Source organism: Rhizobium sp. P40RR-XXII (genome assembly GCF_012641405.1).
In the GTDB taxonomy this organism is placed as follows: domain Bacteria; phylum Pseudomonadota; class Alphaproteobacteria; order Rhizobiales; family Rhizobiaceae; genus Rhizobium.
On the sequence record NZ_JABAII010000026.1, the window covers coordinates 13,308 to 39,432 of the forward strand.

General features: G+C 61.6%; 26 protein-coding genes. 19 read left to right on the top strand and 7 right to left on the bottom strand.

Annotation, left to right across the window (positions count from 1 at the left end):
• Positions 1–103: 103 nt before the first annotated feature.
• The 6 genes from HGP16_RS31030 to HGP16_RS31055 all read right to left on the bottom strand — a co-directional run bounded on the left by HGP16_RS31030 (position 104) and on the right by HGP16_RS31055 (position 7,711).
• Complete coding sequence (locus tag HGP16_RS31030; protein WP_168843781.1) at positions 104–1,063, bottom strand: 2-hydroxyacid dehydrogenase; 960 nt, start codon at positions 1,061–1,063, stop codon at positions 104–106.
• An 11-nt stretch (positions 1,064–1,074) separates the two neighbouring features.
• A complete protein-coding gene (locus HGP16_RS31035; protein ID WP_168843782.1) occupies positions 1,075–2,712 on the bottom strand; it encodes an ABC transporter ATP-binding protein in 1,638 nt (545 codons plus the stop codon).
• A complete protein-coding gene (locus HGP16_RS31040; protein WP_168843838.1) occupies positions 2,709–3,863 on the bottom strand; it encodes an ABC transporter permease in 1,155 nt (384 codons plus the stop codon). Before HGP16_RS31040 ends, HGP16_RS31035 begins: the two co-directional genes overlap by 4 nt.
• A complete protein-coding gene (locus HGP16_RS31045) occupies positions 3,863–4,957 on the bottom strand; it encodes a microcin C ABC transporter permease YejB (protein ID WP_168843783.1) in 1,095 nt (364 codons plus the stop codon). The genes HGP16_RS31040 and HGP16_RS31045 overlap by 1 nt, the downstream gene beginning before the upstream one ends.
• Positions 4,958–5,127: 170 nt before the next feature.
• A complete protein-coding gene (locus HGP16_RS31050; RefSeq protein WP_168843784.1) occupies positions 5,128–6,966 on the bottom strand; it encodes an extracellular solute-binding protein in 1,839 nt (612 codons plus the stop codon).
• Positions 6,967–7,075: 109 nt separating this feature from the next.
• Positions 7,076–7,711: a TetR/AcrR family transcriptional regulator gene (locus tag HGP16_RS31055; protein ID WP_205926752.1), complete on the bottom strand. Its 636-nt coding sequence runs from the start codon at positions 7,709–7,711 to the stop codon at positions 7,076–7,078.
• 35 nt (positions 7,712–7,746) lie between these two features.
• Between HGP16_RS31055 and HGP16_RS31060 the strand changes: the two genes are divergently transcribed.
• The 7 genes from HGP16_RS31060 (at position 7,747) to HGP16_RS31090 (ending at position 14,657) form a co-directional block, all read left to right on the top strand.
• On the top strand, positions 7,747–8,316 hold the full coding sequence (locus tag HGP16_RS31060; protein WP_168843786.1) for a hydrolase: 570 nt from the start codon (positions 7,747–7,749) through the stop codon (positions 8,314–8,316).
• 157 nt (positions 8,317–8,473) lie between these two features.
• A complete protein-coding gene (gene mepA, locus HGP16_RS31065) occupies positions 8,474–9,520 on the top strand; it encodes a penicillin-insensitive murein endopeptidase (protein WP_168843787.1) in 1,047 nt (348 codons plus the stop codon).
• A 99-nt stretch (positions 9,521–9,619) separates the two neighbouring features.
• On the top strand, positions 9,620–10,000 hold the full coding sequence (locus HGP16_RS31070; RefSeq protein WP_168843788.1) for a methylglyoxal synthase: 381 nt from the start codon (positions 9,620–9,622) through the stop codon (positions 9,998–10,000).
• 34 nt (positions 10,001–10,034) lie between these two features.
• Positions 10,035–11,057: a glucokinase gene (locus HGP16_RS31075; RefSeq protein ID WP_168843789.1), complete on the top strand. Its 1,023-nt coding sequence runs from the start codon at positions 10,035–10,037 to the stop codon at positions 11,055–11,057.
• Positions 11,058–11,320: 263 nt separating this feature from the next.
• Positions 11,321–13,060: an ABC transporter ATP-binding protein gene (locus tag HGP16_RS31080; RefSeq protein ID WP_409526875.1), complete on the top strand. Its 1,740-nt coding sequence runs from the start codon at positions 11,321–11,323 to the stop codon at positions 13,058–13,060.
• A 14-nt stretch (positions 13,061–13,074) separates the two neighbouring features.
• Entirely contained in the window at positions 13,075–13,899 is an 825-nt protein-coding gene (dapB, locus tag HGP16_RS31085; protein ID WP_168843791.1) for a 4-hydroxy-tetrahydrodipicolinate reductase, read from the top strand.
• Between the two features lie 122 nt (positions 13,900–14,021).
• On the top strand, positions 14,022–14,657 hold the full coding sequence (locus tag HGP16_RS31090; RefSeq protein ID WP_168843792.1) for a 2,3-bisphosphoglycerate-dependent phosphoglycerate mutase: 636 nt from the start codon (positions 14,022–14,024) through the stop codon (positions 14,655–14,657).
• Positions 14,658–14,845: 188 nt separating this feature from the next.
• Here the strand turns inward: HGP16_RS31090 and phnF are convergent, their stop codons facing one another.
• The gene (gene phnF, locus HGP16_RS31095) at positions 14,846–15,580 is read right to left on the bottom strand and encodes a phosphonate metabolism transcriptional regulator PhnF (protein WP_168843793.1); all 735 of its coding nucleotides are present in this window, start codon (positions 15,578–15,580) and stop codon (positions 14,846–14,848) included.
• Positions 15,581–15,681: 101 nt separating this feature from the next.
• On the opposite strand from phnF, the gene phnG reads away from it, so the two are divergent.
• The 12 genes from phnG (at position 15,682) to phnE (HGP16_RS31155) (ending at position 26,031) form a co-directional block, all read left to right on the top strand.
• Complete coding sequence (gene phnG, locus HGP16_RS31100) at positions 15,682–16,158, top strand: phosphonate C-P lyase system protein PhnG (protein ID WP_168843794.1); 477 nt, start codon at positions 15,682–15,684, stop codon at positions 16,156–16,158.
• On the top strand, positions 16,158–16,784 hold the full coding sequence (phnH, locus tag HGP16_RS31105; protein ID WP_168843795.1) for a phosphonate C-P lyase system protein PhnH: 627 nt from the start codon (positions 16,158–16,160) through the stop codon (positions 16,782–16,784). Before phnG ends, phnH begins: the two co-directional genes overlap by 1 nt.
• A 3-nt stretch (positions 16,785–16,787) precedes the next feature.
• The gene (locus tag HGP16_RS31110; protein ID WP_168843796.1) at positions 16,788–17,897 is read left to right on the top strand and encodes a carbon-phosphorus lyase complex subunit PhnI; all 1,110 of its coding nucleotides are present in this window, start codon (positions 16,788–16,790) and stop codon (positions 17,895–17,897) included.
• Positions 17,894–18,820, top strand: a complete 927-nt coding sequence (locus HGP16_RS31115; RefSeq protein WP_168843797.1) for an alpha-D-ribose 1-methylphosphonate 5-phosphate C-P-lyase PhnJ — start codon at positions 17,894–17,896, stop codon at positions 18,818–18,820. Before HGP16_RS31110 ends, HGP16_RS31115 begins: the two co-directional genes overlap by 4 nt.
• The gene (phnK, locus tag HGP16_RS31120) at positions 18,817–19,593 is read left to right on the top strand and encodes a phosphonate C-P lyase system protein PhnK (RefSeq protein ID WP_037155357.1); all 777 of its coding nucleotides are present in this window, start codon (positions 18,817–18,819) and stop codon (positions 19,591–19,593) included. Before HGP16_RS31115 ends, phnK begins: the two co-directional genes overlap by 4 nt.
• A gap of 9 nt (positions 19,594–19,602) precedes the next feature.
• Positions 19,603–20,310: a phosphonate C-P lyase system protein PhnL gene (phnL, locus tag HGP16_RS31125; protein WP_168843798.1), complete on the top strand. Its 708-nt coding sequence runs from the start codon at positions 19,603–19,605 to the stop codon at positions 20,308–20,310.
• On the top strand, positions 20,307–20,924 hold the full coding sequence (locus HGP16_RS31130; protein WP_168843799.1) for a DapH/DapD/GlmU-related protein: 618 nt from the start codon (positions 20,307–20,309) through the stop codon (positions 20,922–20,924). Before phnL ends, HGP16_RS31130 begins: the two co-directional genes overlap by 4 nt.
• A gap of 48 nt (positions 20,925–20,972) precedes the next feature.
• Positions 20,973–21,527, top strand: a complete 555-nt coding sequence (locus HGP16_RS31135) for a pyridoxamine 5'-phosphate oxidase family protein (protein WP_168843800.1) — start codon at positions 20,973–20,975, stop codon at positions 21,525–21,527.
• Between the two features lie 224 nt (positions 21,528–21,751).
• Positions 21,752–22,606 carry a phosphonate ABC transporter ATP-binding protein gene (phnC, locus tag HGP16_RS31140; RefSeq protein ID WP_168843801.1) on the top strand — a complete coding sequence of 285 codons (855 nt, stop codon included), beginning with the start codon at positions 21,752–21,754 and terminating at the stop codon, positions 22,604–22,606.
• A gap of 95 nt (positions 22,607–22,701) precedes the next feature.
• Complete coding sequence (gene phnD, locus HGP16_RS31145) at positions 22,702–23,613, top strand: phosphonate ABC transporter substrate-binding protein (protein WP_168843802.1); 912 nt, start codon at positions 22,702–22,704, stop codon at positions 23,611–23,613.
• Positions 23,614–23,695: 82 nt separating this feature from the next.
• Positions 23,696–24,676 carry a phosphonate ABC transporter, permease protein PhnE gene (gene phnE / locus HGP16_RS31150; protein WP_168843803.1) on the top strand — a complete coding sequence of 327 codons (981 nt, stop codon included), beginning with the start codon at positions 23,696–23,698 and terminating at the stop codon, positions 24,674–24,676.
• An 8-nt stretch (positions 24,677–24,684) separates the two neighbouring features.
• Positions 24,685–26,031, top strand: coding sequence for a phosphonate ABC transporter, permease protein PhnE (gene phnE, locus HGP16_RS31155; RefSeq protein WP_168843804.1), 1,347 nt, complete (start codon positions 24,685–24,687; stop codon positions 26,029–26,031).
• Positions 26,032–26,125 lie beyond the last annotated feature (94 nt).

Consider the following 26,125-nt stretch of genomic DNA (forward strand, 5'->3'; position numbering starts at 1 on the left):
AGCGAAAGTCCAGTCACTGAAAGAAAATTGATGTCAGAGCGAATCTGCCACATTCGACTGCCGGCAACCGAAGGAAGCGCCTCAACTCCGCAGCCTACCAGACTTAGTAACCCCGGCCGCGATCCACCAGATGCTGCAGCGGTTCGCCGCGTTCGAAGCGGTCGATCTGCTCCTCGACATGGCGCATCAACGCCTTTTCTTCGGAGACGGCGGAATCATGCGGCGTGATAATGACATTTTCCAGGCCCCATAGCGGATCGTCCGCTGCCAGGGGCTCGACGGCGAAGACATCGAGCGAGGCGCCGCCGAGAATACCGGTACGAACAGCCGAGGCGATATCGGCCTCCACCTGGCTCTTGCCGCGGCCGGCATTGATGAAGACCGGCTTGCCGAGCGGACCGTTGCGGTGCAGCTTCGAAAAGAGCGAGGCATTGTAAATTCCGGTCGTTTCCGGCGTCAGCGGCAAGAGGCCGACCAGAATATCGGTGCGGGCCAGAAACGCATCCAGCCCGCTGGCGTCGAACGTTTCCATGCCATCGATCTCTTTCTTGCTGCGGGACCAGCCGATGACGTTGAAGCCCATCAACTTCAGCTTGGCGGCGGCATCGCAGCCGAGAACGCCGAGGCCCATGACACCAACGGTGACCTCAGCGGCTTCCGCGCCATGATGCGGCACCCATAGATGCTGGCGCTGGTTCCTGAAATGCCCCTGCACATCGCGCAGATGCATCAGGCACTGCATCACGATCCATTCGCTCATGCGCACCGTCAGGCTGCGATCGACGAAGCGGACGATCGGAATATCGGGCAGGCCGGCAATGGACATCATCGAATCGACGCCGGCGCCGCCCGAGAAGATCACCTTGAGATTGCGGGCGCGCTCGAAGAGATCGGCATCCGGTTTCCACACAAGCGCATAATCGACATAGGAGAGATCCGCGCCCTTGCTGGCGGGATCGGCGAGATTGATGCTGCCGCGATCGGCAAAGGCCGTTTCGAGCGCCTTGGCGACTGTCGCCGGACTGAATTTGAGGTCGACGAGAACGGGGCTTTTGGCCGGCATGGCGATGGCCTTCACTGCTGGATGGCGGCGGTCGGCACCGCCTCGATGTTGAATGCGGCGGCAAGAAGGGCCTTGGTATAATCCTCTTTCGGCGCCCGGAAAATATCGGCGGATGCGCCCTGTTCGACGACCTTGCCGAAGCGCATGACGATCAGCTCGTTGGCGAGCGCCTTTACCACCTTCAGGTCGTGGCTGATGAAGAGATAGGCGAGATCATGCTTCTTCTGCAGGTCGCGCAACAAATCCACAACCTGCGCCTGGACGCTCATATCGAGCGCCGAGGTCGGCTCGTCCAGCATGACGAAACGCGGCTTCAGCACCATGGCGCGGGCAATGGCGACGCGCTGACGCTGGCCGCCCGAGAATTCGTGCGGGAAGCGCCAGCGGGTGATTGGGTCGAGGCCGACCTCCTCCAGCGCCCAGCAGACGCGCTTGTCGCGCTCTTCGGCCGAAAGCGACCGCTCATGCACCTTGAGCCCCTCGGCAATGATCTCGCCGACCGACATGCGCGGGCTCAGCGAACCGTAAGGGTCCTGGAAAACCACCTGCAGCTGGTTGCGCAGCGGCCGCATTTCGCGAAATGAATAGCCGGCTATATCCTTGCCGACGAAGGCAATGCGCCCTTGCGAGGAGATGAGCCGGGCGAGCGCCAGACCGAGCGTGGTCTTGCCAGAGCCGGATTCGCCGACGACGCCGAGCGTCTGGCCGGCCCTGAGCTTCAGGTCGATGCCATCGACCGCTTTCACATGATCGACGACCTTGCGCATGAAGCCGGCCTTGATCGGGAACCACACACGGATATCGCTGCCTTCCATGACGACGGGCTTGCCGGCGTCGCTCGCCGGCGGCTCGCCGCGCGGCTCGGCCGCCAGCAGATGGCGGGTATAGTCGTGCTGCGGATTGGTGAAAACCTCTTCCACCGTGCCGGTCTCGACGATGTGGCCCTTGGTCATCACACAGACGCGGTCGGCGAACTTGCGGACGATGCCGAGGTCATGGGTGATGAACAGCATCGACATGCCGTGCACGCCCTTGAGATCCCGCAGCAATTCAAGGATCTGCGCCTGCACTGTGACGTCGAGCGCTGTCGTCGGTTCATCGGCGATCAGCAATTCCGGACGGTTGGCTAGCGCCATGGCGATCATCACGCGCTGACGCTGGCCGCCGGATAGTTCGTGCGGATAGGCCTTGAGGCGCTTTTCCGGCTCGCGGATGCCGACCTGGTTCAGCAGTTCCAGCGTGCGGTTGCGCGCGGCGTGGCCGGTCATGCCCTGGTGCAATGCCAGGATTTCGCTGATCTGCCGCTCGATCGAATGAAGCGGATTGAGCGAGGTCATCGGCTCCTGGAAGATCATCGTGATGTCGTTGCCGCGCACGGCGCGCAGCTCGTTGTCCGACGCCTTCAATAGGTCCTTGTCCTTGAACAGGATTTCGCCGGAAGGGTGGCTTGCGGCCGGATAAGGCAAGAGCTTCAGGATCGAATTGGCCGAGACCGACTTGCCGGAGCCGGATTCGCCGACCAGCGCCAAGACTTCGCCCTTGGCGATATCGAAGGAAACGCCATCGACCGCCGTCGACGTCTGACCGCCTTGATGAAAGGCGACGGACAGATTGCGGACTGACAGTAGTGGAGTGGAGTTTTCGCTCATCGGAACGTCTTCCTGGGATCGAAGGCGTCGCGCACGGCCTCGCCGATGAAAATCAGCAGCGACAGCATGATCGACATGGTGAAGAAGGCCGAGAGCCCCAGCCAGGGCGCCTGCAGATTGGATTTGCCCTGAGCGATCATTTCACCCAGCGATGGAGAGCCGGGCGGCATGCCGAACCCTAGGAAGTCGAGCGAGGTCAGAGTGGAGATCGAGCCCGACAGGATGAAGGGAACGAAGGTCAATGTCGCGACCATCGCGTTCGGCAGCAGGTGGCGGTACATGATGGTGCGATTGTTGACGCCGAGTGCGCGGGCGGCGCGCACATATTCGAAATTGCGCGCCCGCAGGAATTCAGCGCGCACGACGCCGACAAGCCCCACCCAGGAAAACAAGAGCAATATGCCGAGCAAAATGAAGAAGCCGGGCGGCAGGACCGAGGCAATGATCAGCAGGATGTAGAGCACCGGCATGGACGACCAGATCTCGATGAAACGCTGCATCAGAAGATCGGTCCATCCGCCGAAATAACCCTGTATCGCCCCGGCGCAGACGCCGACGACGGCCGAACAGATGGTGAGCGCCAGGCCGAACAGCACCGATATGCGGAAGCCGTAGACCAGGCGGGCGAGCACGTCACGCGCCTGGTCGTCCGTGCCGAGCCAATTGAAATTGCTCCAGTTGCAATTCGGATCGGCGACGCCTTGCGCATAACCGGAGCAGCGCTGTTCCTTGCTCATCGCCCAGAAGGGCGGGGTCGGCGCCGACAGGCCCTTGGGAAGGTTGGAATTGGCGGTCTGATAGGAATAGTGGATCGGCGGCCAGATCATCCAGCCGTTGGCATTGATCTCGTCCTGAATATCCTGGGCGCGATAATCCGTCTGCGCCAGGAAGCCGCCGAATTTCTCTTCCGGGTAATCGACGAAGATCGGCGTCAGGATCTCGCCCTTGTAGGAGATGAGGATCGGCCGGTCATTGGTGATGAACTCGGCGCCGAGGCTGAGGACAAACAAGACCAGAAAGATCCAGAGCGACCAGTAGCCGCGTCGGTTCGCCTTGAAATTCTCCCAACGGCGCAGATTGGTCGGCGAGAACAGGCCCTTGCGCGGTGGCTTTACGACAGCTGGGGAATCCGTATGGCTGGCTGCGTCCATCATACGTCCCTCCGCTCGAAGTCGATGCGCGGGTCGATCCAGGTGTAGATCAGATCGGAAACGAGGCTGACGAAGAGGCCGAGCAGCGAGAAGATGAAGAGTGTGGCGAACACCACCGGATAATCGCGCTGGACGACGGAGAGGTAGCTCAAGCGTCCCAAGCCATCGAGCGAGAAAATGTTCTCGATCAGGAGCGAACCGGTGAAGAAGGCGGAGATGAAGGCGCCGGGAAAACCGGCAATGACGATGAGCATGGCGTTGCGGAAGACATGGCCATAGAGCACGCGCCGTTCGGAAAGCCCCTTGGCGCGGGCGGTGACGACATATTGCTTCTTGATCTCTTCGATAAAGGAATTCTTGGTGAGCAAAGTCGTGGTGGCGAAAGCGGCGAGCGACAGCGAAATCAGCGGCAGCACCAGGTGCCAGAGATAATCGAGGATCTTCCGCCACCAGCTGAGATCGGCGAAATTATCCGAGACGAGGCCGCGCAGCGGGAACCAATCGAAGAAGGATCCCCCGGCAAACAGCACGATCAGCATGATGCCGAACAGGAAGCTCGGGACGGCATAGCCGATGATGATGATGCCCGACGTCCAGACATCGAAGGTCGATCCGTCCTGCACCGCCTTGCGGATGCCGAGCGGAATGGAAATGGCATAAGAGAAGATCAGGATCCAGATGCCGAGCGAGATCGACACCGGCAGCTTCTGGCCGATAAGATCGATGACCGTGGTGTTGCGGAAGAAGCTTTCGCCGAAATCGAAGCGAATATAATTCCACATCATCTGGCCGAAGCGCTCGAGCGGCGGCTTGTCGAAGCCGAACTGCTTGTCGAGCTTGGCGATCAATTCCGGATCGAGCCCCTGCGCGCCGCGATATTTCGAGCTGCTGTCGTCGAAGGATTGCTGGACAGCTAGGTCCGTACCGCCACCCGACAGGCGGCCATTGGCATTGTCGCCCTGCCCGGTCAGCTGCGCGATGACCTGCTCGACCGGGCCGCCCGGCGCAAACTGCACGATGGTGAAGGAAATGGCCATGATGCCGACGATGGTCGGGATCATCAGCAGGAGGCGTCTGAGGATATAGGCGCCCATCAGTCCGCCGCTCCCTCGAAATAGAGTGTATTCCGCCTCGCCTCAGCGCATCTTTCGATCAAATCATATTCCCTTCCGCCGGATGCAGACCGGCGCAGTCATTTCAGCTTGAAACTATCCGAATCAGCCCGAGCATTTGGAGCCAGCGAGCCCTTTATTGCAAGAGAGGCTCATTTTCCGGCGCTTTTCGACCACCAGACTTCGGGGAAGCCGATAGAGTAATAGGGCAGATCAGGCAGATGTTCGAATTTGTCCCAGTAGGCGATCCTGGTCGTCGTCCCGTAGAAGGTGGGCAAAACATAGTGGTGGGCGAGCAGCACCCGATCGAGTGCCTTGGTCGTCGCTTCCTTCTCCGCCACGTCCTTTGCCAAGATCACTTTCTGGATGAGGGCGTCGATGCCTGGGTCGGCTATCCCGGCGTAATTGCGCGATCCCTGGCGGGCGGCGGAGGCGGAGCCCCAGTATTCCGCCTGCTCGTTGCCGGGGTTCAGCGTCTCCGCCCAAACGACCCAGATCATATCATAATCGAAGCTGCGAATGCGGTTGACGTATTGCGAGGGATCGACCGTCCTGACACTGGCATCGATGCCGATGCGCTTCAGATTCTGCACATAGGGCAACACCGATCTTTCCAGCGAAGGGTTGTTCAGCAGGAGTTCCAGCGAGAAGGGCTGGCCGGTCTGCGCGTTCACCATCTTGTTGCCCTTGAGGACCCAGCCCGCATCCTTGAACAAGGCGATCGCCTTGCGAAAATTGTCGCGCGCCTTCTGCGGATCGCCGCCGACGGGATTGGCATAGGGAGTGCTGAAGACCTCTGCGGGCACCTTGTCCTTGACGCTGTTCAGGACATTGAGTTCCTCCCCTTGCGGCAGGCCGGAGGAGGCGAATTTCGTGCCGAAAAAGAAACTGTCGACACGTGTCAACTTCCCGAAGGACAGGGTCCGGTTCAGCTCCTCGAAATCGTAAGCGTAGTTCAGCGCCTCGCGGACGCGCTCATCCTTGAACCGTTCGCGCCTCATATTGGGAACGAGCGCTTGCATGACGCCGACCGAGCGCAGGGTGTTGGGCAATTCCTCCCGCTTGATGCGGCCGTCCTTGGCGGCCGGAAAATCGTAGCCGGTCACCCAATGGCTTGTTGAATTGTCCTGCCAGTAATCGATAACGCCGCTACGGAACGCCTCGAACGCGACGTCGTAGTCGGAAAAATAGACGTAGTTTATAGTGCCGAAATTGTTCTCACCGACATTGACCGGGATATTCTTGCCCCAATAATCGTCACGCAGTTCGTAGCGGATCGAAGAGCCAGGCTGGAAGGAAGCGATCTTATAAGGACCCGACCCCATGACGGGCTCGAGCGTGGTACGTGAGATATCGCGCGGCTTGCCGTCGGGACCATTTGCTTCCCACCAATGTTTCGGCAGGATGGTCAGTTGGCCCAAGATCGAGGGAAGTTCGCGGTTGCCCTTCTCATCGAAACGGAAGGTAACATCGCGCTCACCGGTTTTTTCTGCGCTCACGACATGGGCGTAGTAGCTTGTCACCATCAGATTGAGTTCTTTGGTTTTCTCAAAGCTGAAGATCACGTCCTCGGGCGTTACCGGGGTGCCGTCGGGCCACTTCGCTTCGGCGCGCAGCCGAAACGTGGCACTTGAAACATCATCGGGATAAGAGACGCCCTCGGCGAGCAAACCATAGGAAGAATTGGCCTCGTCATCGGCTTTCTTCAGCAACGTATCATAGATCAGCTCTGTCCCATCGGCGACACTGCCCTTCGACAGGACTGGATTGAAGGTATCGAACGTACCGCTAGCCGACAGCTTCACCTCGCCGCCCTTCGGCGCATCCGGGTTGACGTAATCGAAGTGCTTGAAGCCGGGCTGATATTTGAGGTCGCCGAGAATGGCCGTGCCGATGCGGAATTGCGGCTCTTCGGCTTTCGAGGACACGGGCAATGCCAGCAAGCAAATAAGAGAAACAACCAAGCCTGCTTTCAACCGTGTCGATGCCATTCATGATCTCCTGATGCTTTTCCAAGAATCAGCATAAGGCAAATGAGGGCAAAAAACAGGACGCAACAATTCATCTCTTCGCAAAGACGCCGAAGACCATCTCCTGGAATCAGCCCTTTGCCGCCGCTTCTTCAAGTCGTTTGCGCAGCATCAGCCGCAATTCGCCCGCGACGCGGCGGTCCTCAGCCGCGTCAGGCTCGTTGGCAACGGCGACGACGATCCGCAGAAGTTCGAGCACGAGGCCCGACATCAACGCGACATCGTCTGATATCGACGGCTTGGCCTGCCGCAGGACGCCCGCGATCAGCTCCTTCAGCTCGGCACGCGAACGCGCCTTCCGCTCCTTGGGAATATCGCGGCGGCCGGCAAGTACAGAAAGTTCCGGGTACTTCCCCATGAAGACACCGAGCGCATCGAAGATCGCCTCGCCGCAATCTGCTGCGGAAAGGCCGGCGCTTCTTTCCGCCACTTCCCGAAGCCCGGCCTTCAATCGCTCCAGCCGTTCGATATGCAGCGCCTCGGCAAGCAGCAGCTTGGTCGGAAAGAATTGATAGAGCGAGCCGATGGAGGAATGCGCCTCGGTCGCGATCTCCGTCATCGTTGCGGCATCATAGCCCTTGCGCGCAAAGACCCTTGCCGCCGCGTCAAGCAGAATGACGACGCGATCATGGCCGCGCTGCCGCTTTGGCGTACGCGTCTTCAATTCTTCACTTGATTTTTGTGAGGTCATCCTCATATTTTCCATTGTGAGGATTCCCTCATGTTTTTCGGAGCCCCAAGATGTCACTTTACGATCCCAAGACAACCGCTCTCATTTCCATCGACCTGCAAAGCCTGGTTCTCAACAGGCCGCTCGCGCCCTACACTGCCCCACAAGTCATCGCCAACACCGTCGCCATCGCGAACAAGCTAAAGGCCGACGGCGGAACCACTGTTTTTGTAACGGTTGGATTTTCCCCGGACTATGCCGACGCTGTCAACCAGCCTGTTGACGAAACCTTCCCGCTTCCCCCAGGCGGCTTGCCGGCGGCGGCGCTTGCGGCACCCGCCGAAATCGCCGCACTGACGCCGGATATCGCCATCCTCAAGCGTCAGTGGAGCGCCTTCTACGGCACGGAACTCGATCTGCAGCTTCGACGCCGCGGCATTAAAACACTGATCCTGACCGGCGTCGCCACCAATTTTGGCGTGGAAGCAACCGTGCGCGATGCCTATGCGGCAAATTATGCCGTCATCGTCGCCGAGGACGCAGCGACGACCCTCTCGCAAGAAATGCAGGACTTTGCCTGCACGAAGGTATTGCCGCGACTGTCGCGCATTCGCAAGACGGCTGAAATTCTGGCGAATTGATCGGGTCGAAACGACCGTGCAGTCATGAGAAGGCGGTCGCTCGTCGGCCAGCAGCAATGCCGCGGATTAACTTCCATCCTTTTTCAGGATAATCTCGCGGCAAATCACTTCGGCCCAAATCACTTCGGATGACGCCGACCGCCTTTCAAGGATATGCATGATTTCGCTTCTGGCTCGCTCCCTTCCAACGATCGGCAAATTCTCTTTCGCGGCAATGATCGGAATGGGTCTTATCGCCGGCGATACGCTGGCGCAGCAGGCTACCCCTTCGCCCGGCAGCGCCAAGGCGGTCTTCGGAGCGGTGACGCTGCCGACGCAAGGGGCGCCACAGTCGATCGGTTTTTATGCCAAGGGCTGCCTTGCCGGCGCAGTCGCGCTGCCCGCCGATGGCCCGACCTGGCAGGCCATGCGCCTGTCGCGCAACCGGCGCTGGGGGCGGCCTGAAATGATCGGCCTGCTGGAGCGCCTGTCGCGCGATGCGGCCAGGAATGACGGCTGGCCGGGCCTGCTCGTCGGCGATATCTCGCAGCCGCGCGGCGGTCCGATGGCCAACGGCCATGCCTCGCATCAGATCGGCCTCGATGCCGATGTCTGGCTGACGCCGATGCCACGACGCAAGATGACGGCCGACGAGCGCGAAGCCCTGCCCTTCACCACGATGCTCGCAAAGGACAAGTTCCTGACGATCAACGAGAAAGTCTGGACGCCGGCGCATGCCCGCCTGCTGATGCGGGCGGCGAGCTATCCCGAAGTCGAGCGCATCTTCGTCAACCCGGCGATCAAGAAGAAGATGTGCGAGACCTGGACGGGCGACCGCGCCAATCTCGGCAAGCTGCGGCCGGAATATGGGCACGACTCGCATTTCCACATCCGCATCCGCTGCCCTGCCGGTTCGGTCGGCTGCACGCCGCAGGCGCCGGTCGCCGCCGGTGACGGCTGCGATAAGCCGCTCGCCTGGTGGTTCGGTCCCGAGCCCTGGGCGAAACCGAAGCCGAGCACGAAGCCCCCGGTCAAGCCGCGCGAGGTCATGGTTTCCGATCTGCCCAAGGCCTGTCAGGCCGTGGTGGCGTCACCATCGGTCGCATCGGCTCGCGCCGCAACCTTAGACGCCAAAGCTGCCGATGCAACGGCGGAAACGGACGCGCTGCCTGTCTCCGGGCCTGTCTCCGGCGACACGCCGCCCGGCCAAATCCCGCAGCAATGAGGCCGGAAACCTCCTTGCCGGGTTAGTCTTTTAAAACGGGCCTCCTTGGTATAGAAGGCGGATAAATCGATTGAAAGCACTGGGTGGAGCAAGGATTTCATGGCCGGCAGCAAATGCATCGCCTTGATCGCGCATGATGAGAAAAAAGATGCGATGGCGGAGTTCGCACGGCGCAATCAAGCAGCCCTTGCCCACTGGAAGATCGTTGCGACCGGCACGACGGGCGGTCGCGTGCTCGATGCCAGCCCCGACCTCAAGGTCACCCGCCTGAAAAGCGGCCCGCTCGGCGGCGACCAGCAGATCGGCGCGCTAATCGCCACCGGCGAGATCGACATGCTCGTCTTCTTCATCGATCCCCTCACTCCCTTGCCGCACGATGTCGATGTGAAGGCATTGACGCGGCTTGCCGTTCTCTACGACATTCCGATGGCGCTCAACGAATCCACCGCCGAGCGGCTGATCAAAACACTGAACCATTAATCCGCCTTGCCGGCGGCAGACCACGGACCTGTCCATGCCCGAGCTCAATCACAGCGATGCCCCACCGCCTTTTCCCATTCTGATCGGCGATATCGGGGGGACGAATGCGCGTTTCTCGATCCTTGCCGACGCCGGTTCCGAACCGGAGCATTTTCCGGTCGTGCAGACGGCGAATTTCGAGACGATCGACGATGCGATCAAGCTGATCCTCGAGAAGACCAAGACGCGGCCCCGCGCCGCGATCCTTGCCATGGCCGGCCCCGTTCAGGGCGATGAGATTCCGCTCACAAATTGCGACTGGGTGATCCGTCCGAAGACGATGATCGCCAATCTCGGCATCGAGGACGTGCTCGTCATCAACGATTTCGAGGCGCAGGCGCTGGCGATTGCCGAGATTTCCGACGAGCATCGCCAAATCATCGGCCAAGCATCGGGGAACATGACTGCATCGCGCGTCGTACTCGGGCCGGGCACGGGGCTTGGCGTCGGCGCCCTGGTCCATACCCAGCATCAATGGGTGCCCGTGCCGGGCGAAGGCGGCCATATCGATCTCGGGGCGCGCACGGAACGGGACCTGCAGATCTGGCCGCATCTGGAACCCATCGAGGGCCGCATTTCGGCCGAGCAGGTGATCTGCGGCCGCGGCCTGCAGAACCTTTATCATGCCATCTGCGCGGCTGACGGCATCGAGCCGAGCCTGAAGGAACCGGCCGACATCACCAACCACGCGCTTGCCGGCACCAATGCGCAGGCCGAGGAAACGCTGACGCTGTTCGTCACCTATCTCGGCCGCGTCGCCGGCGATTTCGCCATGGTCTTCATGGCGCGCGGCGGCGTCTATCTCTCGGGCGGCATCCCGCAAAAAATCCTGCCGGCGCTGCAGAAGCCGGAATTCCGCGCCGCCTTCGAGGACAAGGCGCCACACACGGAAATGATGAAGACGATCCCGACCCATGTGGTCATCAACCCGCTGGCGGCGCTTTCCGGCCTTGCGACCTATGCCCGCAAGCCCACGAGCTTCGGCCTTGCCACGGAGGGCCGTCGCTGGCGGCGTTAACCGCTTGCCAAACAGCCCGTGGCGCGCTGAAACCCGGTGTGCCATACCTTTTTGAAAGAGCCGCCTTCCTCTATAATAGGTCCGGCTCCGTGATCGGCCTTAACCAGCGCGGCAGGCCATGTCTAGCCAAAGCCGTGCTAACTCTTTAATAGAGCCGCGGAAGCACGTGCCAGATGCGGCTCGCTTGGTTCAAGACAGGAAGCCGATTATTGAAATTGCCTGACCCGAAAAGCAAAAGCGTCGACAGCGAAGCCATTACCGGCATGCTGAAGCGCATTATCGCCGAGAACGGCCGCGAACATATATGGGGCTATTCGGTCGCAATATTTTGCCTGATCGTCGTCGCCGCATCCACGGCGACAATGGCTGCGGTCATGAGGCCGATCGTCAACGGTGCCTTCTACGAGCGTCGCGCCGAGGTCATGTGGCTGATCTGCCTTGCAATCCTCGCAGCATTTATAGCGCGTGGTTTTGCCGGTTATTTTCAATCGATCATCCTATCGAAAATCGGCAACGACATCATCGCCCGCTATCAACGGCGCCTCTATGCGCATCTGATGACGCTTTCGGTTGGCTTTTTCAACGAGGCACGGTCTGCGCAGATCGCAGCCCGGGTCAGCCAGAACGTCTCCGGCATCCGCGATGTGATGAATCTTGTCATCACTTCCACGGCGCGAGACTTTTTGTCGTTCGTCTTCCTGCTCGGCAACATGGTCTATCAGGACCCGATGCTGAGCGTTATTTTCTTCGTCATCGCTCCACCAGTCTTTCTGGCACTGCGCCACATTTCCAGACGCCTGCGCGCCGTCACGCGCGAAGCGGTCGTTCTCAACAGCCGCGTGCTTGGCGCGATGCAGGAAACCATTCAGGGCGTTTCCATCGTCAAGGCTTTCACGATGGAGCGCGAACTCGAGCGCAAGATCGACAAGCTGATTACGGCGGCGGAAAACCGCCAAAATCGCATTGCCCGTATTTCCGAGCGCAATGGCCCGCTGATCGAAACGGTCGCCGGCTTTGCCGTGGCCGGCATCTTCGCCTATGCTGCCTATCGCTCGATTTACCAGAACGTACCGCCGGGCGCCGTCTTCTCTTTCATCGTTTCGCTGCTGCTCGCCTACGATCCGGCGCGGCGCCTCGCCAAGCTGCAGGTACAGCTGGAGCGCGCGGTCGTCAATGCGCGGATGATCTACGAGCTGCTCGACATGGAGCCGCGCCAGCGCGACCTGCTGGATGCCAAACCACTTAAAGTGACCAAAGCCCGTATCGAGTTCCGCGACGTTCATTTCGCCTACGGTGACGAAGCCGTCCTCTCCGGCGTCAACTTCGCGGCCGAGGGGGGCCAGACGACCGCACTTGTCGGTCCCTCCGGCGCCGGCAAGTCCACCGTCATCAATCTGATCCCGCGCTTCTACGATCCCAGGGCCGGCAGCATCTTTATCGACGGGCAGGATATCGCGCATGTGACGAAACAGTCGCTGCGGGAACAGATCGCCTATGTCTCGCAGCAGCCCTATCTGTTCGAAGGCACGATCCGCGACAATATCCGCTACGGGCGCCCGGAAGCGACGAATGCCGAAGTCGAGGAAGCCGCGCGCCTCGCCTATGCGCATGATTTCATCGAGGCGCAGTCGATGGGCTACGACACCCCCGTCGGCGAAAACGGCGTGACGCTTTCGGGCGGCCAGCGGCAGCGCCTGTCGATCGCCCGCGCGCTGGTGCGCAACGCGCCGATCCTGCTTCTGGACGAGGCGACTTCGGCGCTCGACACGGAGTCCGAAGCGGCTGTCCAGAAGGCGCTGGAAGAGGCGATGAGCGGCCGCACCGTCGTCGTCATCGCGCACCGCCTGTCGACTGTTGTCCGCGCCGAGAAGATCGTGGTCATGCAGAACGGCCGGGTTGTCGAGGAAGGCAACCACGAGACGCTTGCGACGGCCGACAATGGCCTCTACGCTCGGCTCAACAACCTGCAGCTACCGGCCATATCAAGTAATTCCCGCAAATAGACGATAGAGACGACATGAGCGACGATGCGATGAAGCTGGTGGTGGTTGGCGCGGCGGGCCGCATGGGACAGGCTCTCATCCGCATCATCCACGCAACCGACGGCGTAACCCTGCATGCCGCGGTCACGCGTCCCGGCTCCGCCTTCATCGGCAAGGATGCCGGCGAAATCGCCGGGCTGGGACCGATCGGTATTCCCGTGACGGACGATCCGCTCGCCGCCTTCCTCCATGCCGAAGGCGTCATCGATTTCACGACGCCGGCAACGAGCGTCACCTTTGCCGATCTCGCCGCGCAGGCGCGCATCGTCCATATCATCGGCACGACCGGCTGCTCGGACGAGGACGAGGCCAAGTTCAAGGCCGCCGCGCGCCATGCGCGCGTCGTCAAATCGGGCAATATGGGCCTCGGCATCAATCTCCTGAGCGTGCTTGTCGAGCAGGCAGCCCGGGCGCTACCCTCGAACGACTGGGATATCGAGGTGCTGGAAATGCATCATCGCCATAAGGTCGATGCGCCCTCGGGCACGGCACTGCTGCTCGGCCAGGCGGCAGCGAAGGGCCGCGGCATCGATCTCAACGACAACTCCGTGCGCGTGCGCGATGGTCATACGGGCGCGCGTCCCGCGGGTACGATCGGCTTTGCGACCTTGCGCGGCGGCGGCGTGGTCGGCGATCACTCGGTCATCTTCGCCAGCGAAAGCGAGCGGCTGACCTTGTCGCACAGTGCTGGCGACCGCTCTCTCTTCGCACGGGGCGCGCTGCAGGCGGCGCTCTGGGCGCGCGACAAGAAACCCGGCTTCTATTCCATGCTCGATGTTCTCGGGCTCTCCACACGTTGATGCGATCCAGGAGCGGGTCGGCACGGAATTGCCGATCCGCTCCAGCCTTTTATTGTCTCGCAATTCCCGACGGAAAACCGCTACGCACCTTTCCTGGAATTGCTCTATCAAGGAGAAATTTTATGAGCGGCACTCTCGTTCTCGTTCGCCATGGGCAGAGCGACTGGAATTTGAAGAATCTCTTTACCGGCTGGAAGGATCCCGATCTGACCGCGCTTGGCATCGAAGAAGCGAAGACCGGCGGCAAGGCGCTGGCCGACTACGGCATCAAATACGACGTCGCCTTCACCTCAGATCTCACCCGCGCCCAGCACACGCTCAAGATCATCCTCGATGAAATCGGCCAGCAGGGCCTCGAAACCATTAGGGATCAGGCGCTGAACGAGCGCGATTACGGTGATCTCTCCGGGCTCAACAAGGACGACGCCCGCGCCAAGTGGGGCGAGGAGCAGGTTCATGTCTGGCGCCGTTCCTATGACGTTCCGCCGCCCGGCGGCGAGAGCCTGCGCGATACCGGTGCCCGCGTCTGGCCCTATTACCTGACGGAAATCCTGCCGCGCGTGCTCGCCGGCCAGAACGTTCTCGTCGCCGCCCACGGCAATTCGCTACGCTCGCTCGTCATGGTTCTCGATCGCCTGAGCAAGGCACAGATCCTGGAGCTCAACCTCGCGACCGGCGTGCCGATGGTCTACAAGCTCAAGGCCGATTCCACCGTCGCCTCCAAGGAAGTCCTCGGCGATATGTCCGGCGCACATTGAGCCCAAGCATTCGGGTCTGATGGCCCCTCACCCTAGCCCTCTCCCCGTTTTGACGGGGAGAACGACCTCTTCCGTTGCAAGCTCTCGATTCTCATGAGGTTCAGAGGCGACGGAGGTGCGTCTTTTCCCTTCTCCCCGCCTGCGGGGAGCGGTGGCCGACAGGCCGGATGAGGGGCCAAGCCCCGCCTTTAATTCTCGATCGTGAAACGCACCCTGTCAGCGGCGAAGCGGGAGATTGAATATTGCACCGGCACATTATCGAGATCCGAGTTCAGCGCCTGGGTGATCAGGACGATGGCACCCGGGGATAATTGCAGATCTGCGAGATCGCTTTCGTCGGCATGCGTCGCGGTGATTTCGGTGATGACGCGCACGTAATCCGGTACGCCAAGCTCCCGAAACGCCTTGGTGATCGATCCCGTCGTCCGATAGATCTCGGCGATCGCGCCGAAGCGATCGGCGGGAAACCAGCTGGTGGCGCGCGATACCGGGCGATGATCCGCCTGCCCGAGCGTCTCCAGCCGCACGAGGGGAGCGCCGATTTTGATCTTGAGCTGCCGGGCCAATTCCGCGCTCGCCGCCTCCTCGCCCGTGGCAAGCGGGACGCTGCGGGTCTCTCGCACCTGATCGCCAATCCCTTGCGAAAACCGCGTCCGCTTCGAAATCGGAAAGCTCAGGCGTTCCTTGCGCTCGATCAGCGTGCCGCGCCCCTGCACCGCCCGCACGATCCCCTCCTGCGCCAGTGCCGCGAGTGCGCTTCGGATCGTATGCCGGTTGACGCCGAACTGCAGCGCCAGCGCCGTTTCCGGCGGCACCATGCCCGTCTCGTCGAAATCCCCGTGATTGATGGAGACGCGAATCCGGTCGGCGATCTGCCGCCAGAGCGCCACGCCCGTCTGCCTCTGTATCTTCTGCCCTGCCATTTCGCCCACTCGCCCTGTCACACGCTTGTCACGACTCGCTAATAGATATAAGACTATCTTGTATGGTTGTCTATATCAATAGACATTTAAAGGAAGGCGCGATGAATTCAGCACAAAGGCAGGAAGCGGCCGCACAGGAGCGTCGGGAACGCAAGCGTGTCGCCGATCTTCTGGCGCAGGCCGAGCGCGACGAGCTAGAGGCTGCCTGGGAAGCATTGCCGAGCAAGCCGGCGGCACAGCCGGTGCGCGGACCGGAAACGGGGCTTGTCATGGTGCGCGGCCGCATCGGTGGCGGCGGCTCCCCTTTCAACCTCGGCGAAGTCACGGTGACGCGCGCCACCGTCCGGCTGGCATCGGGCACCATCGGTCATTCGCATGCCCTCGGTACCGATCGGGAAAAGGCCAGGCTTTCGGCCATATTCGACGCACTCTGGCAGCAATCGGCCACGAGGGATTTCGTCGAGAAGGCAATCCTGGAGCCCGTCGCCGAGCGCATCGCGGATTATGATCGCAAGCGCGCCGAAGAGACGGCCGCGACCCGCGTCGATTTCTTCACCATGGTTCGCGGAGAAGACTGATGAGCCTGTTCAACACCCCGACCTTCGGCAACGAGGCCCTGACCGGCGGCTTCAGCGACCCGGTCTTCGACGCGCAGAGCGTCTTCAAGATGACGATGGACGCCATGGCGCGTCCGGGAACACTGCAAACCGTCACGGCCGACATCGCGCCGCCGGCGCCGCTCGGTATCGCCGCTGGCGCAATCGGACTCACACTTTGCGACCATGACACGCCGGTCTGGCTTTCCACCAGCCTTGCAAGATCGAGCCTGCCGGAATGGCTCTCCTTCCACACGGGCGCGCCCGTCATCTCGGAACGGCTGGAGGCGCATTTTGCCTTTGTCGAAGCCGGCATGGCGCTTTCCTCCTTCAGCCAGTTCGGCATCGGTACCCAGGAATATCCCGATCGTTCGACGACCATCGTGCTTGAGATCGAAAACCTCGAAGGCGGCAAGGCGCTGGCGCTTTCCGGCCCGGGCATCAAGGATGTGACCATGATCGCTCCGATCGGGCTGCCGGATGCGCTGCTGCGCATCTGGAACGACAATCGCGCGCTCTTCCCGCGCGGCGTCGATCTCGTTCTGACAGCGGGCCGGCAATTCCTCTGCCTGCCGCGCACCACCAAGATCACCGCGACGGAGATGTGACATATGTATGTTGCCGTAAAGGGCGGTGAAACCGCCATCGCCAATGCCCACCGGCTGCTGGCCGACCGTCGCCGCGGCGACCGTTCGCTGCCGGCTGTCGGCATCGAACAGATCGTCGCGCAGCTCGCGCTTGCCGTCGACCGTGTCATGGCTGAGGCCTCGCTCTATGACCGCACGCTGGCCGCACTCGCCGTGCGCCAGGCGCGCGGCGACATGATCGAAGCGATTTTCCTGCTCAGAGCCTACCGCACGACGCTGCCGCGCTTCGGCTATTCCCAGCCGCTCGACACTTCAGCGATGAAGATCGAACGCCGTATCTCCGCGACCTACAAGGACCTGCCCGGCGGCCAGCTTCTCGGCCCGACCTTCGACTATACGCATCGTCTGCTCGACCCAAGCCTTCTGACCGACGAGGCGGTGGACGAGCCGATGCAACGACCTGCTGAGGACGGCCGCGTCATGCGAGTTTCGGAAATCCTCAGCCAGGAAGGACTGATCGAGGGCGACGGCACCATGCCTGTCGATCACGAGATCGGCGACCTGACGCGCGCACCGATGGAATTCCCGATGACCCGAGACCTTCGCCTGCAGGCGCTCGCCCGCGGCGACGAAGGCTTTCTGCTGGCACTCGGCTATTCGACCCAGCGCGGCTACGGCCGCAACCATCCCTTCACCGGCGAAATCCGCATCGGTGAAGTGGAGGTGGAATTCGAGGTACCGGAACTCGGCTTTGCCGTCTCGCTCGGCCGGATACAGGTGACCGAGTGCCAGATGGTCAACCAGTTCAAGGGTTCGGCCAAGGCGCCGCCGCAGTTCACCCGCGGCTACGGCCTGGTCTTCGGCCAAAGCGAGCGCAAGGCAATGGCCATGTCGCTGGTCGACCGCGCACTGCGGGCCGAGGAACTCGGCGAAGACATCGTTGCGCCGGCTCAGGACGAAGAGTTCGTGATCTCCCACTCCGACAACGTGCAGGCGACGGGCTTCGTCGAACATCTGAAGCTGCCGCATTATGTCGACTTCCAGGCCGAACTCGACCTGGTGCGGCGCATGCGCCGCGATTTCGAGGCCGCCCGCCAAAGCGGCATGGATCCCATGACGGAGGCAGCCGAATGACCGAACTCGCCACCTACAATTTCGCCTATCTCGACGAGCAGACCAAGCGGATGATCCGTCGCGCCATTCTGAAGGCGATCTCCATTCCCGGCTATCAGGTGCCCTTCGCCTCCCGCGAAATGCCGATGCCTTACGGCTGGGGCACCGGCGGCGTACAGCTGACCGCATCCATCATCGGTCCGGAAGATGTGCTGAAGGTCATCGACCAAGGGGCGGACGACACGACCAATGCCGTCTCCATCCGCGCCTTCTTCCAGAAGGTCGCCAATGTTGCCGTCACCACCCGCACGGAAGAGGCGACCATCATACAGACACGCCACCGCATCCCGGAGGCGAAGCTCGACTCCAACCAGGTGCTCGTCTACCAGGTACCGATCCCGGAACCCTTACGTTTCCTTGAGCCGCGCGAGACCGAGACGCGCAAGATGCACGCGCTCGAGGAATATGGCCTCATGCATGTGAAGCTCTATGAGGATATCGCCCGCAACGGCCGCATCGCCACGACTTACGCCTATCCGGTCAAGGTCGCCGGCCGCTACGTCATGGACCCCTCGCCGACGCCGAAGTTCGACAATCCGAAAATGCACTTGTCCGACGCGCTGCAATTGTTCGGCGCCGGCCGCGAGAAGCGCATCTATGCCGTGCCGCCCTATACCGAAGTCGTCAGCCTCGACTTCGAGGACCATCCGTTCGAGGTGCAACGCTTCGACAAGCCCTGCGCGCTTTGCGGCGCCGAGCAGGTCTATCTCGACGAGGTGATCCTCGACGACAAGGGCGGCCGCATGTTCGTCTGCTCCGATACCGATTTCTGCGAAGACCGTCGTGCCCATGGCCATGCCGGCCCTATGCTGGCGTCAAATGGGCTGGCGCCAAATGGGCTCGCAGCCGACGGGCTGCCTGGCAGCAAGGAGGCCGCCGAATGAGCGACTCACCCCTTCTCAAGGTCAAGGACATCTCGAAATTCTACGGCAGCCGTATCGGCTGCCGCGACGTGTCCTTCGAACTCTGGCCCGGCGAAGTACTGGCCATCGTCGGCGAATCCGGCTCCGGCAAGACGACGCTGCTGAACTGCATCTCGACGCGGCTGCTGCCGACGACGGGCAGCGTCGAATACCATATGCGCGACGAGACCTATCGCGACCTGTTCCGCATGAACGAGGCCGAGCGCCGCTTCCTGATGCGCACCGACTGGGGCTTCGTGCATCAGAACCCGGCCGACGGCCTGCGCATGACGGTTTCGGCCGGCGCCAATGTCGGCGAACGACTGATGGCGATCGGCAACCGCCACTACGGCAACATCCGCAATACGGCCATCGACTGGCTGGAGCGGGTCGAGATCGACGCCGACCGCATCGACGACCAGCCGCGCGCCTTTTCCGGCGGCATGCGCCAGCGCCTGCAGATCGCCCGCAACCTGGTAACCGGCCCCCGCCTCGTCTTCATGGACGAGCCGACCGGCGGTCTCGACGTTTCCGTGCAGGCCCGCCTGCTCGACCTCGTGCGCGGCCTAGTCAACGATCTCGGCCTGTCAGCGATCATCGTCACGCACGATCTCGCCGTCGCCCGGCTGCTCTCCCATCGCATGATGGTGATGAAGGACGGTCAGGTGATCGAACACGGTCTCACCGACCGTGTGCTCGACGACCCGCGCGAACCCTATACGCAACTGCTGGTCTCTTCGATTCTGCAGGTCTGAGGAACAAACATGGCAACCCCACTCGTCGTTTCCGAAGTCTTCAAAAGCTTCACCATGCATCTGCGCGACGGCATTCGCCTGCCTGTCGTCGCCGATGTCTCCTTCTCCGTCGCCGCGGGCGAATGCGTCGTGCTCGGCGGTCCGTCCGGCATCGGCAAGAGCTCCCTGCTGAAGATGATCTACGGCAACTACGCCGTCGACAACGGCCAGATCCTCGTCACCCACAAGGACAAGATCGTCGATCTCGCCACAGCCGACCCACGCACCGTGCTCGACGTCCGCCGTCAGACGATGGGCTATGTCAGCCAGTTCCTGCGCACGGTGCCGCGGGTCGCCGCCATCGATGTCGTCGCCGAGCCGCTGCTTGGACGCGGCGTATCAGTTGCCGATGCCCGCGACAGGGCTGCGGAACTACTCGCTCAGCTGAACCTGCCCAGGGAACTCTGGCAGCTGCCGCCCGCCACCTTCTCGGGCGGCGAGCAACAGCGCGTCAATATTGCCCGCGGCTTCATCACCGACCACGCCATCCTGCTGCTCGACGAGCCCACGGCTTCGCTCGATGCCCGCAACCGGGCCGTCGTCGTCGAGATGATCGAGCAGAAGAAGCAGGCGGGCGTTGCCCTTCTCGGCATCTTCCACGACGAAGAGGTGCGCGAGGCCGTCGGAAGCCGCATTCTCGACGTCTCGCAATTTTCGCCGAGAAAGGCCGCCGCATGAGCCGAAAATTGGGCGAGACGCCCTTCATCAGCCCGTCGGCGAGCGTCAACAATTCAACGTTCGGCCGCTACACCGAGGTCTCCGACCGCTGCCGTATCGACGAAGTTGAGATCGGCGATTATTCCTACATCATGCAGGACGGCGCGGTCTGGTGCACGACCATCGGCAAGTTCGTCAACATTGCCGCTGCCGTACGCATCAACGCCACCAACCATCCAACATGGCGCGCCGCGCTGCATCACTTCACCTATCGCGCCGCCGACTATTGGCCGGATGCCGATATGGAGAGCGATTTCTTCACCTGGCGGCGCGACCATCGCGTCGTAATCGGCCATGATGTCTGGATCGGCCACGGCGCCACCATCCTACCGGGTGTCACGGTCGGAAATGGCGCCGTCATTGGCGCAGGCGCCGTCGTCTCCAAGGACGTTGCTCCCTACACGATCGTCGGCGGCGTGCCGGCCAAGCTGATCCGCGAGCGTTTCACACCCGAGGTCGGTGCGCGCATGGATAAGCTCTCATGGTGGGATTGGGATCACGACCGCCTGCGAACGGCGCTTGCAGATTTCCGCGCCCTCTCGGCGGAGGATTTTCTGGATCGTTACGCTGCCTAGCGCAATTCAGCCTTCAGACGATCCAGTTCAGGGTCAAGAGGAGTTTTCATGGCGAAGCGGTTTTCGAGCATCGACGACCGGCTGCGCGATTTCATCGCGCGGCAACACATCTTCTTCACCGCATCCGCAACATCGGATTCCCGCGTCAACGTTTCGCCGCGCGAAACGCTTTGTCTGCGCATTATCTCCCCGAACACCGCCATCTATCTCGACCGCACCGGCAGCGGCAACGAGACCTCGGCGCATATGAAGGCCGACGGTCGGCTGACCATCATGTTCTGCGCGGTCGAGGGACCGCCGATGATCCTGCGCCTCTATGGTCGTGGCCGGATCATCCATCGATCCTCCGACGAATATCGGGAATTGCTGCACGATCACTATGCCGACGAAGAGCCGTTGGGCGCACGGCAGATCGTGCGACAGGACATCGATCTCGTCCAGACGTCCTGCGGTTTCGGCGTGCCGCTTTTTTCCTATGAAGGCGAAAGACCGAACCTCGACCAGTGGGCCAAAGCCAAGGGTCCTGACGGCATTGAGGAATATCGGCGCGAGAAGAACAGCCTCAGCATGGACGGCCTGCCGACGGGCATGTTTGACGGCTAAACTTAAAGGAAAGCTCTCAGCCGGCTAATCTTGCAAAATCGCCGGGAATTGTAACAGCAGTTACACAAAACTGACATTGGAGCTTCATGAAGCGGGACTAATCGGTTGCCTTGTGATTGGCGCCAGCCCCCTCGAAACTCCTTTCGAGACAGGGGCACGCGCCCATTCTTAGCACCGGTACCGCTAAAATTTTTGCAGCCCGGCAGCCGCGAAAGGGAAGCACTATGTTCGAACTCAGGAATGTCTCGCGCCGGTTTGGCAACAAGCTCGCTGTCGATTCCGTGACTTTGGACATACCGCAGGGACAGATGGTCGGCGTCATCGGCCGGTCCGGCGCCGGCAAGTCGACCTTGCTGCGCATGATCAACCGCCTGGCCGACCCGAGCTCCGGCTCCATCCATTTCTCCGGCGTCGAAGTTTCGAAGCTCAGAGGCCGCGCGCTGCGAAGCTGGCAGCGCGATTGCGCCATGATCTTCCAGCAGTTCAACCTCGTTCCGCGCCTCGACGTGCTTACCAACGTCATGCTCGGCCGCCTGAACCAGCGATCGACCGTCATGAGCCTTCTTTCCGTCTTCACCCGCGAGGAGCGCATCGAAGCCATCGCCGCGCTGGAACGCCTCGGCATCGAGCAGACGGCATTGCAGATGGCCGGCACGCTTTCCGGCGGTCAGCAGCAGCGCGTCGCCATCTGCCGCGCGCTGATGCAGCAGCCGAAGATGATGCTGGCCGACGAGCCGATCGCCTCGCTCGATCCGCTGAACGCCAAGATCGTCATGGACGCATTGCGAGACATCAACGAGCGTGAAGGCATTACTGTCATCACCAACCTGCACACGCTGGACACGGCCCGCAATTATTGCGAACGCATCATCGGCATGGCAGCCGGCAAGGTCGTCTTCGACGGCAAGCCAACTGATCTGACGGCCGCCGCCGTCAAGGAAATCTACGGCACCGACAAGGACGGCGCCGGCATCGACGAGACCATGACGTCGACCTCCATCAACATTGCCGATCCGGCCGCGCAAGCCGCGGAGACTGAATCTGCCGGCCCGCAACCGCTGGCACTGGCCGGTCTCTGAGAGGGACAGCCGGGATCGAAGGCCCGCGTCAAGGGCGCATTGCTTCTACCAGACCGAAGACATCCGGGGACACCGGTTAATCAGGAGACGAACCCATGTTGAAGAAAGCACTCTTTGCCGCTACGGCGCTCGCCGCGCTCGCAGCCGGCGCTGCTGCCAACGCTGCAGATCTCAAGGAATTCCGCGTCGGCATTCTCGGTGGCGAAAACGAAGCCGACCGCCTGCGCAACTATGCCTGCCTCACCGATCACCTGAAGAAGGAATTCGGTTTCGAGAAGGTTTCGCTGTTCCCGGCCGCCGACTATAACGGCGTTATCCAGGGCCTGCTCGGCGGCACGCTCGACTTCGCCGAACTCGGCGCTTCCGGCTATGCAGCCGTCGCCATCAAGGACCCGAAGGCCGTTACCCCGATCCTGACGACGCAGCAGACCGACGGTTCGACCGGCTACTACTCGATCGGCCTCGCTCTCAAGTCCTCCGGCATCAAGACGATCATGGACGCCAAGGGCAAGAAGCTCGGCTACGCCGATCCGGATTCCACCTCGGGCTACCTCGTTCCGCTGACGCAGATTCCGAAGACCACCGGCGTTCCGAACGACAAGTTCTTCGCCTCGACCCAGTTCAACGGCGGCCACGAGAACAACCTGCTCGCCGCCTATGACGGCAAGGTCGACGTTGCTGTCGACGACTCATCGGGCGTTGGCGATTTCAAGGACGGCTTCACCTCCGGTACGTTCCGCAAGGAAGTCGACAAGGGCGCAGTCGACCCGAACAAGCTCGTCGAAGTTTGGCGTTCGCCGCTGATCCCGAACGGCCCGCTCGTCGTTCGCAACGCTCTCGGCACCGAATGGCAGACGAAGCTGGCGGACTTCTTCATGAAGCTCCCGACGGCCGACGCCAAGTGCTTCAACGCCATCGAAGGCGGTGACTTCAAGGGCTACATCAAGGTTACCCCGGACTTCTACAACGCCGTCATCGACGTTCGTAAGGCTGCCATCGGCGGCTGATCCGCATTCCGATAATTGGGCGGCCGGCAACGGCCGCCCTTTTGCTATTCACCCCCTTTGCCATTCATAAGGGCAGGATTTCATGACGATCGCCGATACGCACCCGAACATGCAAAGCGCGACGCAGAGCGCCAAGGAGATCGGCGACGCCTGGAGCAAAATGGTTGCTCGCCGCCGTCTCTACACCGGCATCGGTCTCGTGATCCTGTTCGTCGCCTTCGTCAGCTCGGTGCGCTTCGCCGACGAAAACAACGCCGGGCATTTCTTTGACCGCCTGCCGCATCTCTTCGATTTCCTGAGCTGGCTCATTCCAAAGGACTGGGCCGACGTCTACCGCGCGCTCTTCGACCTGCCAAGCCCGAATGGCGCGAACGGCGCCGGTGGCGAGGAGTTCAATTTCCCACTCGGGCGCGTCTATGTCTGGGGCGATTTGTACATCCCGGAATATTTCGAACTGATGATCATCACGATCAACGTGGCGCTGGTATCGACCATCATCGGTTTCGTCTTCGCGGTGCCTTTGAGCTTCTTCGCCGCCCGCAACATGTCGCCGTCCAATCCGGTCCGTCTGGTCACGAAGCGCGTCATGGAGCTTCTGCGCGCCTTTCCGGAAATCGTCATCGCCGGCCTGTTCTCCGCGATCCTGTCGATCGGCCCGATCGCCGCCATCATCGCCGTTGGCCTGCATACGATCGGCGCGCTCGGCAAGCTGTTCTACGAAGTCGTCGAGAATATCGACATGAAGCCCGACGAGGGCGTGCGCGCGGTTGGGGCGAGCTGGAGCGAGCGCGTTCGCTTTGCCGCCCTGCCGCAGGTGCTGCCGAACTTCATGTCCTATGCGCTACTGCGTCTGGAGATCAACGTTCGCGCCTCCACCATCATCGGCGCCGTCGGCGGCGGCGGCATCGGCGAGGAGCTCAAACTTGCGATTTCGCGCGGTTTTGGCGCCAAGACGTTGGCCCTGGTGCTGCTTCTCTTCCTGACGATCATCGCCGTCGATCAGTTTTCCGCATGGCTCCGCCGCCGTCTGGTCGGCGAGCATGCCTTCCTTTTGCAGCATTGAGGTTGACCATGTCCATCATCGACGCCGGCCGTATGCAGGAAATCGAAGCGCGGTATCCGGAGGTGCTTCACCGGTCGTTCCGCCAGCGCTTCGGCGCGCTGATGATGTTCATCGGCGTCATCCTCTACGGCATCTATGCCGTATGGTTCTTCGATCTGCCCAAGGTCATCGCCGAGGCGCATTGGGAGCGCGTCGGCATCTATCTCAGCGAATGGTTCAGCTATGACGTGCAGCCGGAATTCCGCATCTCCGGCGATAAGATCAGCATCAAATATCCGCGCTTTTCGCCGCTGGGCGACAACCCGAACCCGGATTGGGTGAAGACCGCGCCCGACGGCAGCATGACCGTTTCGGTCAGCGGCACCAGCCGCATGGTGACCATCACCAAGACCCAGGCCATCCTGACGGCGCATGGCGTCACCATCCCGATCGACATCACCGGCGACGCGCCGAAGATCGTCGGCTCGCAGCCGGTACCGGGCTGGATGACCGTCTATGACGACAACATCCTCGCCAATATGGGCTTTGCCGGCGATGTCAGCATTTCCACCGACCGCGTGAAGATCCGCAAGCGTTTCATCGGTTGGGCGAATTTCGTCTTCGACACGCATTCGCCCTTCTTCGACAGGCCGGCAAGCGAAGTGATCGGCCTGATCGTCTCCGGACCGCGGCTGGACCCGGCTCAGTCCAACCTCTCGCTGGCCTTCGACAATATCTGGAACAATGGCGCCTGGCAGCATGGCGACGTTTGGAGCAAGCTGTTCCAGACCATCGTCATGGCCTTCCTCGGCACGCTGCTAGGTTCGCTCGCCGCCTTCCCGCTCGCCTTCCTGGCCGCCCGCAACATCACGCCCAACCGATTGCTCAATCAGGTGCTGAAGCGCTTCTTCGACTTCCTGCGCTCGGTCGATATGCTGATCTGGGCACTGTTCCTGACGCGCGCCTTCGGCCCGGGGCCGCTTGCCGGCAGCGGCGCGATCTTCCTCACCGAAACAGGCACGCTCGGCAAGCTCTATTCCGAAGGCCTCGAGAACATCGACAACAAGCCGCGCGAAGGCGTGAAATCCACCGGTTCCTCGACGATCCTCGCGCATCGCTACGGCATCATGCCACAGATCGTGCCCGTCATCGTCAGCCAGACGCTCTACCAATGGGAATCGAACGTGCGCGGCGCGACCATCATCGGCGCCGTCGGAGCGGGCGGTATCGGCCTAAAGCTCTGGGAAGCGATGCGCACGAACGCCAACTGGGAAAACGTCGCCTACATGGTGCTCTTGATCCTCATCGTCGTCTTCCTGTTCGACGCCGCATCCAGCGCCTTGCGCTCGCGGCTGATGGGCGCGCAGGTGAAATAAAAAGAACCAAGAAAAATCTCTGCGCATCATCATTTTGTCACGGGAATCCGGTAGCGCAGGCCGGCAAGACCGTAGCGTTCGAGCCGGCTTTAGC

Excerpts from the sequence above, each read along its gene's own strand:
- HGP16_RS31035 (WP_168843782.1), bottom strand. The coding sequence starts at position 2,712 with ATGAGCGAAAACTCCACTCCACTACTGTCAGTCCGCAATCTGTCCGTC.
- HGP16_RS31070 (WP_168843788.1), top strand. The coding sequence starts at position 9,620 with ATGGCCGGCAGCAAATGCATCGCCTTGATCGCGCATGATGAGAAAAAA.
- HGP16_RS31045 (WP_168843783.1), bottom strand. The coding sequence starts at position 4,957 with ATGGGCGCCTATATCCTCAGACGCCTCCTGCTGATGATCCCGACCATC.
- HGP16_RS31135 (WP_168843800.1), top strand. The coding sequence starts at position 20,973 with ATGGCGAAGCGGTTTTCGAGCATCGACGACCGGCTGCGCGATTTCATC.
- phnD (WP_168843802.1), top strand. The coding sequence starts at position 22,702 with ATGTTGAAGAAAGCACTCTTTGCCGCTACGGCGCTCGCCGCGCTCGCA.
- dapB (WP_168843791.1), top strand. The coding sequence starts at position 13,075 with ATGAGCGACGATGCGATGAAGCTGGTGGTGGTTGGCGCGGCGGGCCGC.
- phnG (WP_168843794.1), top strand. The coding sequence starts at position 15,682 with ATGAATTCAGCACAAAGGCAGGAAGCGGCCGCACAGGAGCGTCGGGAA.
- phnL (WP_168843798.1), top strand. The coding sequence starts at position 19,603 with ATGGCAACCCCACTCGTCGTTTCCGAAGTCTTCAAAAGCTTCACCATG.
- HGP16_RS31090 (WP_168843792.1), top strand. The coding sequence starts at position 14,022 with ATGAGCGGCACTCTCGTTCTCGTTCGCCATGGGCAGAGCGACTGGAAT.
- HGP16_RS31075 (WP_168843789.1), top strand. The coding sequence starts at position 10,035 with ATGCCCGAGCTCAATCACAGCGATGCCCCACCGCCTTTTCCCATTCTG.
- HGP16_RS31050 (WP_168843784.1), bottom strand. The coding sequence starts at position 6,966 with ATGGCATCGACACGGTTGAAAGCAGGCTTGGTTGTTTCTCTTATTTGC.
- HGP16_RS31080 (WP_409526875.1), top strand. The coding sequence starts at position 11,321 with ATGCTGAAGCGCATTATCGCCGAGAACGGCCGCGAACATATATGGGGC.
- HGP16_RS31110 (WP_168843796.1), top strand. The coding sequence starts at position 16,788 with ATGTATGTTGCCGTAAAGGGCGGTGAAACCGCCATCGCCAATGCCCAC.
- HGP16_RS31115 (WP_168843797.1), top strand. The coding sequence starts at position 17,894 with ATGACCGAACTCGCCACCTACAATTTCGCCTATCTCGACGAGCAGACC.
- phnH (WP_168843795.1), top strand. The coding sequence starts at position 16,158 with ATGAGCCTGTTCAACACCCCGACCTTCGGCAACGAGGCCCTGACCGGC.
- phnF (WP_168843793.1), bottom strand. The coding sequence starts at position 15,580 with ATGGCAGGGCAGAAGATACAGAGGCAGACGGGCGTGGCGCTCTGGCGG.
- phnE (WP_168843804.1), top strand. The coding sequence starts at position 24,685 with ATGTCCATCATCGACGCCGGCCGTATGCAGGAAATCGAAGCGCGGTAT.
- HGP16_RS31055 (WP_205926752.1), bottom strand. The coding sequence starts at position 7,711 with ATGGAAAATATGAGGATGACCTCACAAAAATCAAGTGAAGAATTGAAG.
- HGP16_RS31130 (WP_168843799.1), top strand. The coding sequence starts at position 20,307 with ATGAGCCGAAAATTGGGCGAGACGCCCTTCATCAGCCCGTCGGCGAGC.
- HGP16_RS31060 (WP_168843786.1), top strand. The coding sequence starts at position 7,747 with ATGTCACTTTACGATCCCAAGACAACCGCTCTCATTTCCATCGACCTG.
- HGP16_RS31030 (WP_168843781.1), bottom strand. The coding sequence starts at position 1,063 with ATGCCGGCCAAAAGCCCCGTTCTCGTCGACCTCAAATTCAGTCCGGCG.
- phnC (WP_168843801.1), top strand. The coding sequence starts at position 21,752 with ATGTTCGAACTCAGGAATGTCTCGCGCCGGTTTGGCAACAAGCTCGCT.
- phnE (WP_168843803.1), top strand. The coding sequence starts at position 23,696 with ATGACGATCGCCGATACGCACCCGAACATGCAAAGCGCGACGCAGAGC.
- phnK (WP_037155357.1), top strand. The coding sequence starts at position 18,817 with ATGAGCGACTCACCCCTTCTCAAGGTCAAGGACATCTCGAAATTCTAC.
- HGP16_RS31040 (WP_168843838.1), bottom strand. The coding sequence starts at position 3,863 with ATGGACGCAGCCAGCCATACGGATTCCCCAGCTGTCGTAAAGCCACCG.
- mepA (WP_168843787.1), top strand. The coding sequence starts at position 8,474 with ATGATTTCGCTTCTGGCTCGCTCCCTTCCAACGATCGGCAAATTCTCT.